The organism is Salibacterium sp. K-3 (assembly GCF_054052005.1).
Genome location: NZ_JBSVZE010000001.1, coordinates 1,233,686 through 1,251,094, shown reverse-complemented (window position 1 = coordinate 1,251,094; position 17,409 = coordinate 1,233,686). Strand labels below are relative to the sequence as shown.

Here is a 17,409-nt window from a genome sequence, read left to right as displayed (position 1 = left end):
CCGCTGACGGCAGGTCTGCTATATGTAGAACAGCTCCTTTTATCATAGACGTTTCCCTATGCTTATTCAACAAAAGGGGAGACAATTCCTTCTTTTTTCGCAGAAAAGAAGGAATTTGTGTCTTTCACCACCTGTTCTTCCCCGGATTCTAATTTCTGTAAAAAACCCTAAAAGCTTGGATAAGCTTTTAGGGTTATGCTTTCTTTACTCCGTTTCTTCGGCCTCGTCTTCATTTTCTTCGGATTTCGGGACCGTTTTACTGTTTTCCACGAGGAAGTCAATGGCCTTCTGAATGCGGAGGTCATCTTTCAGAGCATCTGTGCCTCCCTGCATAGCGAGAAGCTGGCGGATTTCTTCTTTGTCCCTTTGATACGTTTCAGCCATTTTGTCCAGCTCTTTTTCCACGTCGTCTTCATCTGCTTCGAGGTTTTCCGCTTCGGCTACCGCTTCCAGGGTGAGGTTCATTTTCACCCGTTTTTCCGCTTCACCTTTGAACTGCTCTTTCATGCCTTCTTCGTCCGTACCGGCAATCTGGTAATACATATCCAGAGACATGCCTTGAGCCTGCAGCCGCTGATCGAATTCCTGCATCATGCGGTCCGATTCCGAGGAAATCATCGCTTCCGGAATTTCCACGGAAGCATTTTCGGCTGCTTTTTCGACAACAGTGTCGCGCTCATGATGTTCTTTCTCATGTTCCTTATCATGCTGCAGCTTGTCTTCCTGTTTTTTCTTCAGTTCTTCGAACGTTTCTACATCTTCATCTACATCTTTGGCAAATTCGTCATCCAGTTCAGGAAGTTCTTTGCGCTTAATGTCATGAAGTTTCACGGAAAACACGGCTTCTTTTCCGGCAAGATCTTCGGATTGATACTCTTCCGGAAATGTGATGGTAATATCTTTTTCTTCGCCGGGAGTCATACCGGTAAGCTGTTCTTCGAATCCAGGAATGAACTGACCGGAGCCGATTTCCAGCGAATAATTCTCTGCTTCACCGCCTTCAAAAGCTTCCCCGTCGACAAATCCTTTGAAGTCCATGACAACTGTATCGCCTTCCTGTACTTCACCGTCTTCTACAACAACAAGCTCAGCCTGCTGTTCCTGCTGTTTTTCGAGTTCTGCCTGAACATCTTCCTCGGAAACGGAAGTATCAAATTCTTCCACTTCCAGTCCTTTGTACTGTCCAAGCTCCACTTCCGGCTTTACAGTGACGGTAGCTTTAAATACAAGGTTTTTCCCTTTTTCGATTTCTTCAATATCAATTTCCGGCTGATCCACCGGTTCAATCTCGGTCTGCTGAACAGCTTCAGAATAAGCCTGTGGAAGAACAATATCAACCGCATCCTGATACAGGGATTCGACACCAAAGCGCTGTTCAAACAGCTTGCGCGGTACTTTCCCTTTACGGAATCCAGGTACGTTCACCTGGTTTCTGACTTTTTGGAACGCCTGGTCCAGAGCATCATCAAATCTTTCCGAATCCACTTCGACCGTCAGTACGCCCTGGTTCCCTTCTAGTTTTTCCCAATTGGCATTCTCGGCACTCATTTATCTTTCCCTCCAAGTTTCATAGGTTATATCCGTATTCACAACCTCCTTATTATAACATATCAAACATTCATTTCAATGAAAAAAAGCATAAGAAAGCCTGAAAGAACACGGATTTCGATTACATATGTGAGATGTTGGTTTTTAATGTATCATATTCGCGTTTGACATCACAAAAAGTTTCTTCTGAAATGGAATACAGCGCACAGATTGGAGCCAATTCCACTGCCCTGCCTGTTTGTTCCGCCGCTTCAGCGTGGACAGCGGCAGCCAGTGCATCACACGGCATGGACAGGGGAAAGGGATAATAATAAAGGATAATCTCCTTCAGCCTCTCCAGACAATGCTGAAGCAGCACCGGTTCTTCATGGGCAAGAGCCTTATCAAGACATGAGGCGGTTTTTATGTAGGAAGAACTTTCTTCCATCGATGGAAGGGAATCCGGCGTGAACGTTCCTGTGCACCCAAGTTTCGTTATTCTGATTTCCCCATCCATATGAACATCCTTCAGCAGAAAAAGGAGCATGCTTTTTAAAAGAGGAGAGACTTCCGAGTCGGTAAGAAGCGTTTGCGCAGCCGGCTGGATCGAAGCTTTGGGATAAGCTTTCATCTCCTGCAGAATGGCTGCCTTATGTTCACCGCCGGCTGACTTTAATTCTGAGACCCAGTCCCGTTCCGGTTGTTCTTCTATCTCCGGTTCTACCGCTGTTTCCGCCATGGTACGTGACAATTCAAGCAGTTCAAACAACTGTTCCGCCATTTTTGCCGGAAAACGGTGTTCTTCCTGTACTCCTTCAAGGACGGTTACGACTTTATGATATTCGCCTTTTTGTGCCAGTAGCGAAACATATACCTGCAGCACTTCAAAATAGTTCTCATCGTCCCCATCCATCATGTTTTCCGCCAGACTGATTCCTTCATTTAATTGTCCGGTTTCCGCCAACCCAAGCAGCAGTCCGTAAGAGGCTTCTTCGTGCCGGGAATCATGCTGAAGCGCTTCGGAAAAAAGAGATACTGCTTTTTCTTTACTGCCGTTTCTGAGCTCTTCCAGACCTTCTTTAGACAGCCGGTCTGCCGACCCTGGAAATGAAATAATATTGTGTTCCGGATCTTGTTTATCCGTCATGTGTCTCTCCTCCTTATGCGTTCATAACATGGGATTGGGGCAAGCATGGAAAAAAGGCAGCCTTCATTGAGGCTGCCTTCCAGTTTTACACATTCATGCTTTTCTCAAACTGGTTGATCTTCTCTTCATGCTGCAGCGTAATGCTGATCTCATCCCAGCCGTTGATGAGCATTTCCTTGTAATATCCATCGATATCAAACGTTTCTTCAAAGCCCTGCTCGTCGGTGATCTTCTGATTTGGAAGATCTACCATAACTTCATATTTCTGATTTTTGCCCTTTTCCATTAAACGGTATACGTTTTCTTCATCTAGACGGATGGGCAGAATTCCGTTTTTGAAACAGTTATTATAGAAAATATCGGCGAAGCTCGGGGCAATGATAACCCGGAATCCATAGTCCTGGAGTGCCCAAGGGGCATGCTCTCGGGAAGAACCGCTGCCGAAGTTATGGTCAGCAATCAAAATCGTTGCTCCATCTGCCTGCGGCTGGTTCAATTCAAAATCCGGATTGTCGCTGCCGTCTTCCAGAAAGCGCCAGTCAAAAAACAGAAACTGACCAAATCCTGTGCGCTCCACACGTTTCAAAAACTGTTTCGGGATGATCTGGTCGGTGTCCACATTAACACGTGGAAGAACCGCGGTATTCCCGGTGTGTGTCACGATTGGTTCCATTTTTTCCACCCTCTTTTCTGATTATTAATTTGTTACGGCTTCATCCAGATACCGGATATCCACGAATCTTCCTGCAATCGCAGCGGCTGCTGCCATCGCCGGGCTGACCAGGTGGGTCCTTGCTCCTTTACCCTGTCGGCCTTCAAAGTTTCGGTTGGAGGTCGATGCACAACGTTCGCCTTCCGGCACAAAATCCGGATTCATACTAAGACACATGCTGCAACCGGACTGTCTCCAGTCAAAGCCGGCATCTTTGAAGATCTTATCGAGTCCTTCTTCTTCGGCCTGCATTTTCACCTGCTGCGAGCCGGGAACGACCATGGCGCGCACACCATCGGCCACTTTGCGGCCTTCTGCGATTTTAGCCGCTGCACGGAGGTCACTGATCCGGGCATTCGTGCAGGAACCAAGGAACACATGCTGAATGTGGATGTCTGTCATTTTTGTGCCGGGCTCCAGATCCATATATTCGAGGGACTGTTCGATGGCTTTTCGCTCTGCAGTGTTTTTGGCGTCATCCGGGGAAGGTACATGACCGTGAATGCCGACACCCTGGGACGGGTTGGTGCCCCATGTTACCATCGGTTCAATTTCATCCGTGTCGATTTCAACGACGGCATCATATACGGCGTCTTCATCGGTTGCGAGAGCTTTCCATTCCTGTACTTTTTTCTCATACTCTTCGCCTTCCGGTACATGGCGGCGTCCTTCCAAATAATCAAAGGTTACCTGGTCCGGGCTGATCAGACCGGCACGCGCCCCAGCCTCAATGGACATGTTACAGATAGTCATCCGTTCTTCCATTGTCAGACCCCGGATAGCTTCTCCGGTGTATTCCAGCACATACCCGGTACCAAAATCGACGCCATGTTTAGCAATGACAGCAAGGATAATGTCTTTTGCTGTTGCACCTGGATTCAGGCGGCCATTCACACGTACTTCCATCGTTTTCGGCGGCGCCTGCCACAATGTCTGGGTTGCCAGTGTGTGCTCCACTTCACTCGTTCCGATACCAAACGCAAGGGCGCCAAATGCCCCGTGGGTTGACGTATGGCTGTCTCCGCAGACAATGATTTTACCTGGCTGCGTGAGACCCAGTTCCGGACCGATGATGTGTACAATTCCATTGTTCGGACTGTTCAGGTCGGCAACCTCCACTCCGAATTCTTCACAGTTCTGTGACAAAGTCTCCATCTGCTTTTTCGAAATGGCATCCGTAATGGACGATCTGTTTTCGGTCGGAACATTGTGGTCCATCGTCGCAAATGTCAGATCAGGGCGGCGTACTTTCCGGCCGGCAAGACGAAGTCCTTCAAACGCCTGTGGTGAAGTGACTTCATGCACCATCTGCAGGTCCACATACATTAAATCCGGTTTGCCCTCTTCGGAATGGACCTTATGATTCTCCCAAATTTTTTCTATTATTGTTTTTGGTTTCATTCCGCTTCCCTCACTTATCCCCCGGTTTCCCGGTTATTTTTTCAGTGCTTCCAATACTTTATCAGTCATGTCGTCTGTCGACAGAATGGTTTCTCCCTGTTTTGCAATATCACCGGTACGGTGGCCAGCGCTTAGAACGTCGGAAACAGCCTGATCCAGCGCATCTGCTTCGTCAATCAAGCCGAAGGAATACTTCAGCATCATGGCTGCCGAGGAAATCATCGCAAGCGGATTTGCTTTATTCTGCCCTTCAATGTCCGGTGCGGATCCGTGAACCGGTTCGTACAGTCCCGGCGCCTGTTCACCGATACTTGCGGACGGAAGCATGCCCAGTGAACCGGTGAGCATTGAAGCGGCATCACTAAGAATATCACCGAACATATTTCCGGTTACCATGACATCAAACTGTTTCGGATCACGGATAATCTGCATGGCTGCATTATCCACCAGCATATGCTCCAGTTCAACCTCCGGATAATCCGCTTTGATTTCTTCCACCGTTTCACGCCAGAGACGGCTGGATTCCAGTACGTTCGCTTTATCAACAGAAGTGAGTTTGCTGCGGCGGAGTTTCGCCATTTCAAAACCCTGCCGGACAATTCTTGCAATCTCGGATTTCTTGTAAATCATCGTATCAAGAGCCGCTTCTTCCCCGTCAACCTGGCGGCGTTCCTGCGGTTTACCAAAATAAATACCGCCCGTTAATTCACGCAGGATCATCAGATCCACGTTGTCGACCACTTCTTTTTTCAGACTGGATGAATCTGTTAAACTTTCATGGCCGGTGACTGGACGAAGATTGGCAAACAACTGCAAAGCCTTACGGATCCCGAGGAGCCCCTGCTCCGGACGCAGTCCGGAAGGGTGATTATCCCATTTCGGACCGCCTACCGCCCCGAGCAGTACACCATCACTGTTTTTACAGGTGTCGACTGTTTCCTGCGGAAGCGGGTCTTCATGTTTATCGATGGCGGATCCGCCGATATCAGCATATTGATAGTCAAATTCATGGCCGTACAGCGCTGCGACCTTATTCAGTACAACGGTGGTTGCCTTCACTACTTCCAGGCCGATTCCATCTCCCGGAAGAATGGTTATCGTTTTCTTCATTCTCTTCTCTCCTTACGGCTTTCTCTATGGACAGCGTTATACATTTACTTTTTCTGCCTGATGATGGCGGCCGCTGTGTTGGTTGAGGGCACGATTAATCGCATTAATATAGGCTTTAGCGGAAGCTTCCAGCACATCGTTTGCTGTTCCGCGTCCGGACACTTCTTCCCCCTTATATTCAATCTGGACGTATACCTCCGCCAGCGCATCCCGGCCTCCGGTAATCGATTGAATACGGTAGTCCTTCAGTTCTGCTTTGCCGCCGATGATCCGCTCAATCGTCTGATACACGGCCTCTACACTGCCGGATCCGGTGCCGGCTTCCTGTACGGTTTCACCGTCCGGGTCTTTCAGCGTCACGGTAGCAGTCGGAATATTGGTGGTTCCGTAATTCACCTGCAGCGTCTCCACTTCGTAATAGCTTACCGCTTCCCCGGCTTTTTCCTCGGACATCAAAGCAAAAATATCTTCATCTGTAATTTCATTCTTCTTATCCGCCAGTGCTTTGAATTCCTCGAATACTTTTTTCAGTTCATCGTCGGATGCCTGATATCCGAGAGATTCGATTTTCTCCTTGAAAGCGTGAAGCCCCGAAAGCTTGCCGAGGACCATACGGTTAGAGTTGACCCCGACCAGATCCGGCGTAATAATCTCATAGGTGGAACTGTTTTTGAGCACACCATCCTGATGGATGCCGGATTCATGGGCAAAAGCATTTTCACCGACGACTGCCTTATTGTTCGGAACCACCATGCCTGACAGTTTACTGATCATGGTGCTCGTACGCTTGATTTCATTCAGGGTCAGACCGGTTTCTGCTTTATAAAAGTCATTTCGGATTTTCAGGGCCACGGCCACTTCTTCCAGCGAAGCATTCCCGGCGCGCTCGCCGATACCATTAATGGTGCCTTCGACCTGTCCTGCCCCGGCTTCCACGGCAGCCAGGGAATTGGCTGTTGCCATGCCGAGATCATCATGACAGTGTGTGGATAGTACCGCCTTATCTACATTGGGAACGTTCTCCTTAATGTGACGGAAGAGATGGCGGATTTCATCCTGGGTTACATATCCGACTGTGTCGGGAAGGTTGATGACTTCCGCGCCGGCGTCGATTACTCTTTCAATGATTTTAACAAGAAAATCGAGATCGGACCGGCAGGCGTCTTCGGCGGACCACTGCACACGCGGAAATTTCTTTTTCGCGTATTTCACAGCATCGACGGAGCTTTCAATCACCTGCTCAGGTGTCATACGGAGCTTATGCTCCATATGGATGGGCGATGTAGCGATAAAAATGTGCAGCCGCGGCTCTTCTCCGCCTTTCAGCGCTTCCCACGCCGCGTCAATATCTTTTTGAACGGTGCGGGAAAGGCCGGTGATGGAACTGCCCTTTATTGTGTCGGCGATGTTTTTCACCGATTCAAAAGAACCATTTGAAGATGCCGGGAAGCCCGCCTCGATGATATCCACACCAAGGCGCTCCAGCTGCGCGGCAATCTGCATTTTTTCATCAAAATTAAAGTTTACACCAGGTGACTGTTCCCCGTCCCGGAGCGTCGTATCAAAGACGTTGATTTTCCGCACGGTCCAACACTCCTTTCTATTTTTTGCCGACAAACGGCATCATTTCACGCAGTTCGCGGCCGACCTGTTCGATCTGATGTCTGTTCTCACGTGCATTGGTCGCGTTAAATTCCGGACGGTTCGCCTGGTTCTCAAGGATCCAGCCTTTCGCAAAGCGTCCGCTCTGAATATCATCGAGAATAGCGCGCATGGCTTCTCTTGTCTCTTCCGTTACAATCCGTGGACCTGCCTGAAAGTCTCCCCACTGCGCTGTGTCGGAGATGGAGTGACGCATGCCTTCCAGTCCGCCTTCATACATAAGATCCACAATCAGTTTCATTTCATGGAGACATTCAAAGTAGGCCACTTCCGGTTGATATCCTGCTTCCACCAATGTTTCGAATCCGGCTTTAACGAGAGCGGATGTACCTCCACAGAGAACAGCCTGCTCACCGAATAGATCCGTTTCGGTTTCTTCCTGGAATGTTGTTTCCATGACACCGGCGCGTCCTGCTCCGATCTGTTTGGCATACGCGAGTGCAATGTCTTTCGCGGTGCCGGTTGCATCCTGATAGACCGCAATAAGAGACGGGACGCCCGCACCGTCTTCATAAACACGGCGGACAATGTGTCCCGGACCTTTCGGTGCAATCATGAAGACATCAATATCTTCCGGCGGAATTACCTGGTTAAAGTGGATGTTAAAGCCGTGTGCAAACGCAATGGCTTTACCCGGTTTAAGTTGCGGCTTGATTTCATTTTCATACGTTCCCGGCTGGTGTTCATCCGGAAGAAGAATCATAATAACGTCCGCTTTTTGGGTGGCTTCGCTTACGGTATACACCTCAAAGCCGTCTTCTTCGGCTTTCGTCCACGATTTCCCTTTTCTCAAACCGATAATAACGTGGACTCCGCTTTCCCTCATGTTTTTTGCGTGAGCGTGACCCTGCGAGCCGTATCCGACAACCGCCACTGTTTTCTCCTGTAGAATTCCTTCGTTAATATCCCCGTTATATAGTGCTTTTGCCATGATTCATACCTCTCCTTTTTCTGTAATAAGTAGTTGATTAATTCAAAATGGAATATTTAGGGGTTTCAAAATCACTCTTGGTAGCGCCGCGTTTAAAAGCAGTGATGCCGGTACGGGCAAGTTCCTTAATGCCGTAAGGCTTCAACAGGTCAATCAACGCTTCTACTTTCTGCTGATCCCCGGTGACCTGGAGCGTGATACTTTCGCGTCCGACGTCCACGACGGAGGCGCGGAATGGTTCAGCAAGGGCGGATATTTCTCCTCGATGCTGCGGAGCGGCCACCACTTTGATAAGCGCCAGTTCCCTCGCAATAATCGAATCATCGGTAATATCCCGCACTTTCAGAACATCGACCTGTTTGTTCAACTGTTTAATCACCTGGTCGAGTCCGCGCTGATTATCCACATTCACAACAAACGTCATACGGGAAACCGCCGGATTTTCCGTCATACCGACCGTTATGCTGTCAATGTTGAACTGCCGGCGGGCAAAAAGTCCGGTAATCCGGTTCATCACGCCGGAATTGTTGTTCACTGTTGCAATGATGGTTCGTTTCACGGTTTGATTCCCTCCATTTCATGATGACCTTTTCCGGGCGCGATCATCGGGTACACATTTTCATCTTTTTCGACCCGGCAGTCCATCAGAACCGGTCCTTCGTAATCAAGCGCTTCACGCAGGGCATCCTGCATATCATCCGGGTTCTCGATTTTCCATCCTTTAATGTTGTAGGCTTCGGCCATCTTTACAAAATCGGGCTGGATCGGAAAGATCGAATTGGAGTATCGCTCGTCATAAAACAGTTCCTGCCACTGGCGGACCATACCGAGTGATGCATTGTTGACAAGGATAATCTTTACCGGCAGGTTCAGTTCCTGAAGAATCGACATTTCCTGTGCGGTCATCTGGAACCCGGCATCTCCGAGCACCGCCACTACCTGCCGGTCCGGCGCGGCGAACTGGGCGCCGATCGCAGATGGAAATCCAAAACCCATCGTGCCGAGTCCTCCGGAAGTCACCCAACAGTCCGGATGGTCGAATTTATAATACTGTGCCGCCCACATCTGATGCTGTCCGACATCCGTTGTTACGACCGCTTTGCCTTTGGTTTCTTCATAGATCATCTCCATCAGCCGCTGTGGTTTCAGCGCCCCCTGCTCTTCGTGATACCAGAGCGGATATTCTTCCTGCCATGCTGCCAGCTGTTTTTTCCAATCTGTAAAATCACCCGGTGTGCCGTTGTACTCATTCAGCATCCGGAGGGCCTCTTTCGCATCGCCTACCACAGGAATCTGTGTTTCCACGTTCTTGCCGATTTCGGCCGGATCAATATCAATATGAGCTATCTTTGCATTCGGGGCAAAGTGTTTCAGCGCACCGGTTACTCTGTCATCAAACCGGGCCCCGATACTGATTAACAGATCTGCTTCATGCAGCGCCATATTTCCTGTGTAAGTGCCGTGCATCCCGACCATTCCAAGAAACAGTTCATGGTTGCCGGGAAAAGCGCCGAGACCGAGCAGAGTGCTTGCGACCGGAAGCTGCTGTTTGGTGATAAATTCATACAGTTCATCTGAACCGTGGGCATGCAGCACTCCGGCTCCGGTAAGAACGACCGGTTTTTCTGCTTCTGTGACCGCATCGGCAAGCTTTTTGATCTGCAGCTTATTCGGCACGACCGTCGGTTGATAGCCCGGCAGTTCCACCGGCTGATCATAATTGAAAAAACCGGAGGTGGCGGCAATGTCTTTCGGCAGATCAATCAATACCGGTCCGGGACGGCCGGTGGAGGCAATATGAAACGCCTCTTTGATCATCCGTGGAAGATCTTCCACTTCTCGGGCCTGAAAATTGTGTTTGGTAATCGGCATCGTCACCCCGATAACATCCGCTTCCTGGAAAGCATCCGTTCCGATCGCATTGGTTGCCACCTGCCCGGTAATGACAACAAGAGGAAGCGAGTCAATCATGGCATCGGCAATACCGGTGACAACGTTTGTTGCTCCGGGACCTGAGGTTACGACACAGACGCCTGGTTTCCCGGCCACTCTGGCGTACCCCTCTGCTGCATGCACGGCGCCCTGCTCATGACGGGCGAGCACGTGGTGCATCCCTGTTCTGTAAATTTCATCGTAGGTGGAAAGATTCGCACCGCCGGGATAGCCGAAAATAACATCGACGTTCTCCCGGGCGAGTGCCTGAATAAGCATGCTGGCTCCCGTCATTTCCTGGTTTTCATCTTTCAGCTCGCGGCCCTGCATTTCTTTCATCTCTGGCCCCATCTCTGCTTCCTCCTTATTACTGGTATTGTGATCAGCAAGAATGCCTGATAAATAAAAAAGTCTTTCCGCCCATCAACCGGAATGGATCCGGTTGAAGGGGCGAAAAGACTGCTTTTCGCGGTACCACCCTTCTTTGCGGTCAAAACCGCCTCGGCGCCGGAACAGGCGGACTGCCCGGCTGTTGTGATAACGGGTGAAGTGTACGATCCTGCACCCGGCCTGTATTACCGACAGTTATTGCTTTCACACAGGCACTCGGAGGGGAGTTCATCCACAGCGGCAGTTCCGTTTCTCAGCTTCCACGGTTCTCTGTAAAAGCCAGTCTGCAGATTACTGGTCCTCTTCAGCGTATTCATTCATTAGGTTATACCAGTCTATGCGGCGGGATCCAAAACATCCCGGCTCTTTTAACTGATTTCCATTTCTGACTCAGACGGTTCTATTTTCACTCCGTCTTTTTCCACTTTTTCGCGGAAGGCTTCCAGTATCCGCTGTGTCTCAGCACCGGGCTTCCCATCGCCGATGATGCGTCCGTCCACCTTGACGACAGCGATCACTTCAGCAGCCGTTCCCGTGAGGAACACTTCTTCCGCTGTATACACATCGTGTCTCGTAAAAGGTTCTTCTCTTAAATCATAACCCATTTCACCGGCAAGTTCAACAATGGCCTGCCGGGTGATTCCTTCAAGTGCTCCTACATAACCCGGCGGTGTGTATAAAACACCTTCGCGCAGAATAAATATATTATCAGCGGAACCTTCTGCCACATAACCTTCATTATTCAGCATTAATGCTTCGTTTACTCCGGCCAGACCTGCTTCAATCTTGACAAGGATATTATTTAAATAATTTAATGATTTCACTTTCGGGCTCAATACATCCGGGCGGTTTCTTCTTGTTGCAACGGTGACAATGTCCAGGCCTTTTTCATAAAACTCTTTCGGATAAATAGCGAGTTTTTCCGCAATAACCACCAGCTGTGGACGCGAACACGATGCCGGATCCAATCCCAGATCCCCGACTCCCCGGGAAACCACAAGGCGGATATAGGCATCACGAAGTTCGTTTTTCTTCAGCGTTTCTACAATAATATCTGTGACTTCCTGCTTCGTATATGGAATGTCCAGCATAATGGATGTTGCGGAATTATAAAGCCGGAGAAGGTGTTCATCGAGTTTGTAGATATTCCCGTTGTATACGCGGATTCCTTCAAACACCCCGTCACCGTAGAGAAAACCATGATCAAAAACGGAAATCTTGGCATCTTCCTTTTTAACAAATTCTCCGTCCAGATAGATCCATTGTTCCCCCATGGCCGATCACCTCTGATGCTTCTCCAAAATTAACGGTAACGTAAATGCATGGTTATTCTGAAAATTTCCGTGTCAATTACGTGTTTGACGTTCATAATACGCCGATTAACGGCCTGGGTCAATCCTTTTTTTAAAATTATTAGACGATTCAAAAACGTTTATTTTTTTGTATGCGATTACACACTACCTGCGTCAATATTTTTGTCTGATTATCTGCCATTGAAAAATTTTTATTCTTTCTGAGCAAGAAACGTAAGCGTCGCTGCTCCCGAATGTCTGTCTACTTTCTCCACGACGACCCGCCATGAAAAAAAGGCGTCCCGAAGCTCGGCCGCCGCCTCTTCCACAGACGGGTTCCATGCGGGCACCGGTTCGGTATCTTCCTCCGCCTCTGCATGCATGACAATCGTCACGTACCGTTTATCGATGACTCCGTTTTCGATCCGTGACAGCAGTTGTTTCCGGTCCTCTTGAAACGGTATGTGCTCGAGCAGATGTACGGCAAAAATCCAGTCATAGTGCTGTTCCTGTATATCGAAGTGTTCAGCTTTTCCGTGAACCGGCCTGATATGTTCCTGCACTCCGAAGCGGCTGCTGTTGGTTTCGAGCTGCTCTGCCGCAAGGGGAAGATGATCGACCGCTGTCACCTCTGTATTCATGGAAGCCGCAGCGCCTGCAACAGAAATAGCATGGCGTCCGGGGCCGGCGCCAAGGTCAAGGACCCGGCTCTCCGGCACTCTCTGGATGACCGGAATATAGCGCTGAATGGCCGGGGACGGCTTCTCCAGCCACGATCCTTTTTCATACAGCGCATGTCTCTTGTACAGGTCGTGGTAGTATTGTTTCTGATGCTCTATGAGCTGCTTTTCCTTCATACATATCATCCTTTCTTTTTATATACCTCCACGCTGAATGAATGATTGAGGGGATCAGTCGGAAGGCAGGCCATGCAGACAGTATGTACTTCCTGAATTTTATCAAATTCGTTCTTTCCTGCAATACGCAGCGAATGAAAAAAAGCGGAATGTAAAAAAAACACAGATTCACATTCCGCTTCATCCTATTACAGAATATCCAGCACGACAGCCACGGCTAACAATAATTGCAGCAGTAATTGAATATTTACCGCTAATTGAGTGTCTCTCATGTCCATTGTGACGCCTCGACTGTTTTCAATATACATATGCTGATAGGTCAGCTGTTTGATTTTAGCGGATTGAATTAAATCCTGCGTGAAAGCTTCTGCCCGTTCGGAGTCTCCACCGATGGAAATAGTTATAAGGATTAGAATAGCTGCTTGAAGACCTGCCTGCACGTTTAAGGCACCTTTAATATCAGTACTTGATATATTGACATCACAACAGTCGATAATTTCGATATATTCCTCTGACAATTGAACGGTTTTATTGCTCTGCTCTCCATGCTGAGTGCTGTTATCACTGCCGCCGCAGAATTTTTCAGAGGAGCTCTCCAAGGCATTCCACTTTCTATTGTTCCTTCTTCTATCTCTTGTTCCGGTGTTTCTTACCATTTATATCCCTCCTTTCTATACCCATTCTATGAAGAACCTGTATAGAAGTTTGGACAATCCCCCTGATATAAATGCTTATTTTTTCTCTTTTTCCACTGTCTCCTCATTGATTTGTTCACTGGACATTAACTGATCCACCCTGTCCTGAAGTTCTTGAATGACCTCTCTTAATTCACTTTTTTCCTCATCTGAGAGTTCTGTCAAAGAACGGTCCAGGCCGTGTTTTTTCATCAGACGTTTCACCAGCATTTTGGTTAATTTCGGGTTTTGTTTCAAATTCTCCCCTCCTTCTACGATTTCTATAGATCATATGAAAGAAGGATATGTTTGTATAGGGTCATATCTATTATTTCTGGACAAATTGGCATTAAATTTAAAGCGGGGTGGCCTATTGATAATTCCAGCACTCGGAAGAATGCTTTGATATTCCTATCATCCGTGTCATTTCCTTTCTACATTTATGCAAGTTCCCACAAACAAAAAAACGCCCCTTCCCGGTCGGACATAAAGTCCAACGGGAAGAGGTGATCATGTTCGATGTATGACTGCGAACTGATCAATCGTTTATTTTTTCTATCCGAGTGTGATGTCCGGCCGCATTTCTTCGATGGTTGCCGGACCGATATAGGAAACATTGTCCAGCTCCTCGACGGTTTCAAACGGCCCGTTCGCATTTCTGTAATTGATGATATTTTCGGCTATCGCCGGGCCGACACCTGTGATGTCCTGCAGCTCTTCATATCCTGCTGTATTCACATTAACGGCTCCCTGCGGTTCTTCCGGCTCCGGGTCTGGTTCAGGTGCCGGTTCCGGGTCAGCCGGACTGCCTTCCCCTTCCCAGGGAGAAGCGGACACTTCATAACCGCCTTCTGTCATGGAGAAAACAATATCTCCTTCCTCCGCCGTGGAATAAATGTCCGTATCCTGCCCGCGGATCGTGTCCACTACAGAGGAATCCGGATGGTCATACCGGTTATCCTTCCCGTAGGAAAGCACAGCGGCTTCCGGATCAACTTCCTGCATAAAAGCGGTACTGGTGGATGAATCCGAACCATGATGGGCTGCCTTTAAGATGTCGGCTTCTACATCAAACCTTTGGATCATCTCCTGCTCCTGTTCCACACCGGCATCTCCTGTCAGCAGCATATCACTTTCCCCGTAGGTGAACTTCAGCACGATGGAAGCTTTGTTGTTATCTTCAGAAGCTGGCGCTGTATGCAATACTTTCGTGGTGACATCTGCTCCGATTCCAAGTGTCTCTCCTTCCGACGGGCTGTTGTTGTAGGAAAGCCCTTCCTGCCGCAGGTGTGAACGGTAATCCTCATACGTGTCGGTAGTATGAGACTTTCCGCTCGTCATCACATGATTGACTTCCAGTTCGTCCAGCACTTCGATTAAACCGCCGATATGATCGGCGTCCGGGTGGGTGGAAACAAGATGATCAATAGTGGAAACTCCTTCGTTTGCCAGGTACGATACCACCTTATCTCCGGCCGATCGTCTCCCGCCGTCCACCAGCATGGTTTCCCCGTTCGGATACTCGATGAAAATACTGTCGCCCTGTCCGACATCAATAAAATGGGCTTCCATTTCTGCGCTTCCAGGATTCTGAGCAGGAGCATCATTTCCCTCTTCCGAACCATAAGATTCGTCCAGCGCTCTCGCTAAAAATACAGAAAACTGAGCCCTTGTTGTTTCATCATTCGGCCCAAATGTCCCATCTGCATAACCAGTGGTGATACGATGGGAGGCAATCGCCTGGACGTCAGGATAAAATACATCTCCATGAGACATATCATCAAAGGAAGCCTTGTTTCCTTCATACGCGATGTGATCTGATGCGCGGTTTAAGACAGCCGCCATCTGCCCCCGGGTTAAGGCATCATTAGGCATGAAACGGCCGTTGTTTCCATTGATGATCCCTTCATCCTGAACGGCCGCTGCCACCTCATAAGCAAAATAATCCGGATCAATGTCCGTAAAACCGGATGCTGGCCGGTTTTCTGTCTCTACATTAAAGGCTTCCACGATCATGGAAGCCGCCTGGCTTCGTTTCACCGGTTCATTCGGACGAAACGTTCCGTCTTCATATCCGGAAATAATTCCTTCCTCCGCTAAATACTCAATTTCCGACCCGGCCCAAAACTCCGATCCGACATCAGAAAAATCTTCCGCTGCAGCTGCATGGGATACCTGCAGCGCCCCTGAAAGTAATACAGCCCCAATGTACTTCCCGATTTTCATCAAATTCCTCCCCCTTCATGAATTACGCTCATGTTATCACAGAAGGAGGAACATTTTAATGATCTGTGAATCGTTATCTCAAAAACGGAGTTTTGTTATGTGAAATGATCCTTTAGCGGCACCCGGTCGTTGGCTTGTAATTCTGCGTATTTGGCTTGTAAATTGACGATTCGGCTTGTAACAGGTCCCGGTTGGCCGGTAACGTAGGATTCGGACGGTATGGCTCTTCATTTGGCATGTAAATGGTGGAATTCGGCTGGTAAGCGCGGACGTTTGGCTGGTAATCCCCGTTATCCGATTTCCGCTGCCGCTTCGGAAAGACATTTCCCATTAAGTAGAATCAACAGATCGAGCAGAGAAAAAATAAATGCTGCCCCAACCCTGCCCCAAAGAGCCAAAATCAGAGTAAATAAAAAGGGATAAAAATATAAAAAACCCCTTGTCTCCCAAGGGGTTGATTGCTTTAAGTAAATGGTGTCCCAGGCAGACTTCACTATAACATCAATAATACTGGTATGACAGGCTTTTACACTGAATATGTGTAAAAAATGTGTAAAAACACTTCGAGTTTCTTCCATTGTACATTATCATCTAATAAAAAGGAGCGATATCCATGAACATCAGTAAGCTAAGAAACGCCCTCTACAAAATCAGCAGAATCCTGGGTGATATCAACGCGGTCAAACGTGGTAAAGTCGGAAAACGTATCGGTAGACGTGTAGCCGGAAAAGCAACGGGCAAAGGTTTGAAGAATTTGTTTAAATAACTCGATTCATTTCCCCTTCAGTCTGTGGTAAGATGTATCAAGACTAAAGGAGGGGGAATTATTATGAAAAAAATATTGTTGTTAGCAGGTATTGCTGTCACCTTAGCTGCATGCGGATCTGAGGAGGAACCTACGGAAGAAACATCTGCTGAAGGGGAGAACAACACTGAACAAACTGAAGAGCCATCTTCTGGGGAGCAATCTGAAGATGAAGCTGATGCAGAATCAACGGATGAAAGCGAGAATTCGGCAGAAGAAGGGGAGACGGAAACAGCGGGGGGAAACAAGGTGGGCGATACTATATCCAATGAAATTGGTGAATCTACACTTGTCTCCTTAGCCAATGATGTAGGAACCTTTGAAACAGGATCTATTGTACTTACCATTGAGAAAGTAAACGGTGTGTCTATGGAACTGAATGCCCAGGGTCAAGAAATGCTTGACAAAGAAGAACTTGAGTATATCCAAGTGGATGTATCAGTGGAGAATACATCAGAAGACACGGTGAATTTTTATGCAGATCAAGCAACCATTACGACTGATTCCGGGGAACAAATCGACATGCCTGACATGATGATGAGCGATCACTTGGGTGGAGAATTCATAGGGCAAGTCAGCAAAGAGGGAACACTTATCTACCCACTAGAACAATCCAACGCAGAGGACGTCAACTCGGTCCGTATATTAATTGACGCCCCTTCCGATAACGATTTAAACACCGTTGGGGAAGAAATAGATACAGAAGTACAGTTAGAAAAATGATGTAAAGCAGGGCTGCGGCT

17 protein-coding genes and 1 other annotated feature are annotated in these 17,409 nt (G+C 48.2%); of the genes, 2 read left to right on the top strand and 15 right to left on the bottom strand.

Translation table 11 applies throughout. From position 1 onward, the window contains the following. Positions 1-204: 204 nt before the first annotated feature. From tig to ACW9JV_RS06120, 15 genes are all read right to left on the bottom strand, one after another. Complete coding sequence (gene tig, locus ACW9JV_RS06190) at positions 205-1,548, bottom strand: trigger factor (RefSeq protein ID WP_457332410.1); 1,344 nt, start codon at positions 1,546-1,548, stop codon at positions 205-207. Between the two features lie 121 nt (positions 1,549-1,669). Next, complete coding sequence (locus ACW9JV_RS06185; RefSeq protein ID WP_457332408.1) at positions 1,670-2,674, bottom strand: tetratricopeptide repeat protein; 1,005 nt, start codon at positions 2,672-2,674, stop codon at positions 1,670-1,672. 85 nt (positions 2,675-2,759) lie between these two features. Then, positions 2,760-3,347 carry a 3-isopropylmalate dehydratase small subunit gene (leuD, locus tag ACW9JV_RS06180; protein WP_457332406.1) on the bottom strand — a complete coding sequence of 196 codons (588 nt, stop codon included), beginning with the start codon at positions 3,345-3,347 and terminating at the stop codon, positions 2,760-2,762. Between the two features lie 24 nt (positions 3,348-3,371). After that, the gene (gene leuC / locus ACW9JV_RS06175; RefSeq protein WP_457332404.1) at positions 3,372-4,787 is read right to left on the bottom strand and encodes a 3-isopropylmalate dehydratase large subunit; all 1,416 of its coding nucleotides are present in this window, start codon (positions 4,785-4,787) and stop codon (positions 3,372-3,374) included. Between the two features lie 33 nt (positions 4,788-4,820). Continuing rightward, positions 4,821-5,897, bottom strand: coding sequence for a 3-isopropylmalate dehydrogenase (gene leuB, locus ACW9JV_RS06170; protein ID WP_457332402.1), 1,077 nt, complete (start codon positions 5,895-5,897; stop codon positions 4,821-4,823). A gap of 36 nt (positions 5,898-5,933) precedes the next feature. Next, the gene (locus tag ACW9JV_RS06165; RefSeq protein ID WP_457332400.1) at positions 5,934-7,514 is read right to left on the bottom strand and encodes a 2-isopropylmalate synthase; all 1,581 of its coding nucleotides are present in this window, start codon (positions 7,512-7,514) and stop codon (positions 5,934-5,936) included. Then, complete coding sequence (ilvC, locus tag ACW9JV_RS06160; RefSeq protein WP_457332398.1) at positions 7,498-8,490, bottom strand: ketol-acid reductoisomerase; 993 nt, start codon at positions 8,488-8,490, stop codon at positions 7,498-7,500. The genes ACW9JV_RS06165 and ilvC overlap by 17 nt, the downstream gene beginning before the upstream one ends. Before the next feature lie 37 nt (positions 8,491-8,527). Then, positions 8,528-9,049 (bottom strand): acetolactate synthase small subunit, encoded by a 522-nt coding sequence (gene ilvN, locus ACW9JV_RS06155; RefSeq protein ID WP_457332396.1) that lies wholly within the window; start codon positions 9,047-9,049, stop codon positions 8,528-8,530. Then, entirely contained in the window at positions 9,046-10,773 is a 1,728-nt protein-coding gene (gene ilvB / locus ACW9JV_RS06150) for an acetolactate synthase large subunit (RefSeq protein WP_457332394.1), read from the bottom strand. Before ilvB ends, ilvN begins: the two co-directional genes overlap by 4 nt. 92 nt (positions 10,774-10,865) lie before the next feature. Continuing rightward, positions 10,866-11,129, bottom strand: a binding site (T-box leader). 51 nt (positions 11,130-11,180) lie between these two features. Further along, a complete protein-coding gene (ilvE, locus tag ACW9JV_RS06145; RefSeq protein ID WP_457332392.1) occupies positions 11,181-12,086 on the bottom strand; it encodes a branched-chain-amino-acid transaminase in 906 nt (301 codons plus the stop codon). Positions 12,087-12,316: 230 nt separating this feature from the next. Then, on the bottom strand, positions 12,317-12,961 hold the full coding sequence (locus ACW9JV_RS06140) for a class I SAM-dependent methyltransferase (RefSeq protein ID WP_457332390.1): 645 nt from the start codon (positions 12,959-12,961) through the stop codon (positions 12,317-12,319). Between the two features lie 188 nt (positions 12,962-13,149). Beyond that, on the bottom strand, positions 13,150-13,617 hold the full coding sequence (locus tag ACW9JV_RS06135; protein ID WP_457332388.1) for a spore coat protein: 468 nt from the start codon (positions 13,615-13,617) through the stop codon (positions 13,150-13,152). A 75-nt stretch (positions 13,618-13,692) separates the two neighbouring features. Then, entirely contained in the window at positions 13,693-13,893 is a 201-nt protein-coding gene (locus tag ACW9JV_RS06130) for a hypothetical protein (RefSeq protein WP_457332386.1), read from the bottom strand. A gap of 297 nt (positions 13,894-14,190) precedes the next feature. After that, positions 14,191-15,861, bottom strand: coding sequence for an S-layer homology domain-containing protein (locus ACW9JV_RS06125; RefSeq protein ID WP_457332384.1), 1,671 nt, complete (start codon positions 15,859-15,861; stop codon positions 14,191-14,193). A 290-nt stretch (positions 15,862-16,151) separates the two neighbouring features. Then, positions 16,152-16,439: a hypothetical protein gene (locus ACW9JV_RS06120; protein WP_457332382.1), complete on the bottom strand. Its 288-nt coding sequence runs from the start codon at positions 16,437-16,439 to the stop codon at positions 16,152-16,154. Between the two features lie 35 nt (positions 16,440-16,474). On the opposite strand from ACW9JV_RS06120, the gene ACW9JV_RS06115 reads away from it, so the two are divergent. After that, positions 16,475-16,627 (top strand): hypothetical protein, encoded by a 153-nt coding sequence (locus ACW9JV_RS06115; RefSeq protein ID WP_457332380.1) that lies wholly within the window; start codon positions 16,475-16,477, stop codon positions 16,625-16,627. A 63-nt stretch (positions 16,628-16,690) separates the two neighbouring features. Next, a complete protein-coding gene (locus ACW9JV_RS06110; protein ID WP_457332378.1) occupies positions 16,691-17,389 on the top strand; it encodes a hypothetical protein in 699 nt (232 codons plus the stop codon). Positions 17,390-17,409: the final 20 nt, after the last annotated feature.

Excerpts from the sequence above, each read along its gene's own strand:
- tig (WP_457332410.1), bottom strand. The coding sequence starts at position 1,548 with ATGAGTGCCGAGAATGCCAATTGGGAAAAACTAGAAGGGAACCAGGGC.
- ACW9JV_RS06185 (WP_457332408.1), bottom strand. The coding sequence starts at position 2,674 with ATGACGGATAAACAAGATCCGGAACACAATATTATTTCATTTCCAGGG.
- leuD (WP_457332406.1), bottom strand. The coding sequence starts at position 3,347 with ATGGAACCAATCGTGACACACACCGGGAATACCGCGGTTCTTCCACGT.
- leuC (WP_457332404.1), bottom strand. The coding sequence starts at position 4,787 with ATGAAACCAAAAACAATAATAGAAAAAATTTGGGAGAATCATAAGGTC.
- leuB (WP_457332402.1), bottom strand. The coding sequence starts at position 5,897 with ATGAAGAAAACGATAACCATTCTTCCGGGAGATGGAATCGGCCTGGAA.
- ilvC (WP_457332398.1), bottom strand. The coding sequence starts at position 8,490 with ATGGCAAAAGCACTATATAACGGGGATATTAACGAAGGAATTCTACAG.
- ilvB (WP_457332394.1), bottom strand. The coding sequence starts at position 10,773 with ATGGGGCCAGAGATGAAAGAAATGCAGGGCCGCGAGCTGAAAGATGAA.
- ilvE (WP_457332392.1), bottom strand. The coding sequence starts at position 12,086 with ATGGGGGAACAATGGATCTATCTGGACGGAGAATTTGTTAAAAAGGAA.
- ACW9JV_RS06140 (WP_457332390.1), bottom strand. The coding sequence starts at position 12,961 with ATGAAGGAAAAGCAGCTCATAGAGCATCAGAAACAATACTACCACGAC.
- ACW9JV_RS06135 (WP_457332388.1), bottom strand. The coding sequence starts at position 13,617 with ATGGTAAGAAACACCGGAACAAGAGATAGAAGAAGGAACAATAGAAAG.
- ACW9JV_RS06125 (WP_457332384.1), bottom strand. The coding sequence starts at position 15,861 with ATGAAAATCGGGAAGTACATTGGGGCTGTATTACTTTCAGGGGCGCTG.
- ACW9JV_RS06120 (WP_457332382.1), bottom strand. The coding sequence starts at position 16,439 with ATGGAAGAAACTCGAAGTGTTTTTACACATTTTTTACACATATTCAGT.
- ACW9JV_RS06115 (WP_457332380.1), top strand. The coding sequence starts at position 16,475 with ATGAACATCAGTAAGCTAAGAAACGCCCTCTACAAAATCAGCAGAATC.
- ACW9JV_RS06110 (WP_457332378.1), top strand. The coding sequence starts at position 16,691 with ATGAAAAAAATATTGTTGTTAGCAGGTATTGCTGTCACCTTAGCTGCA.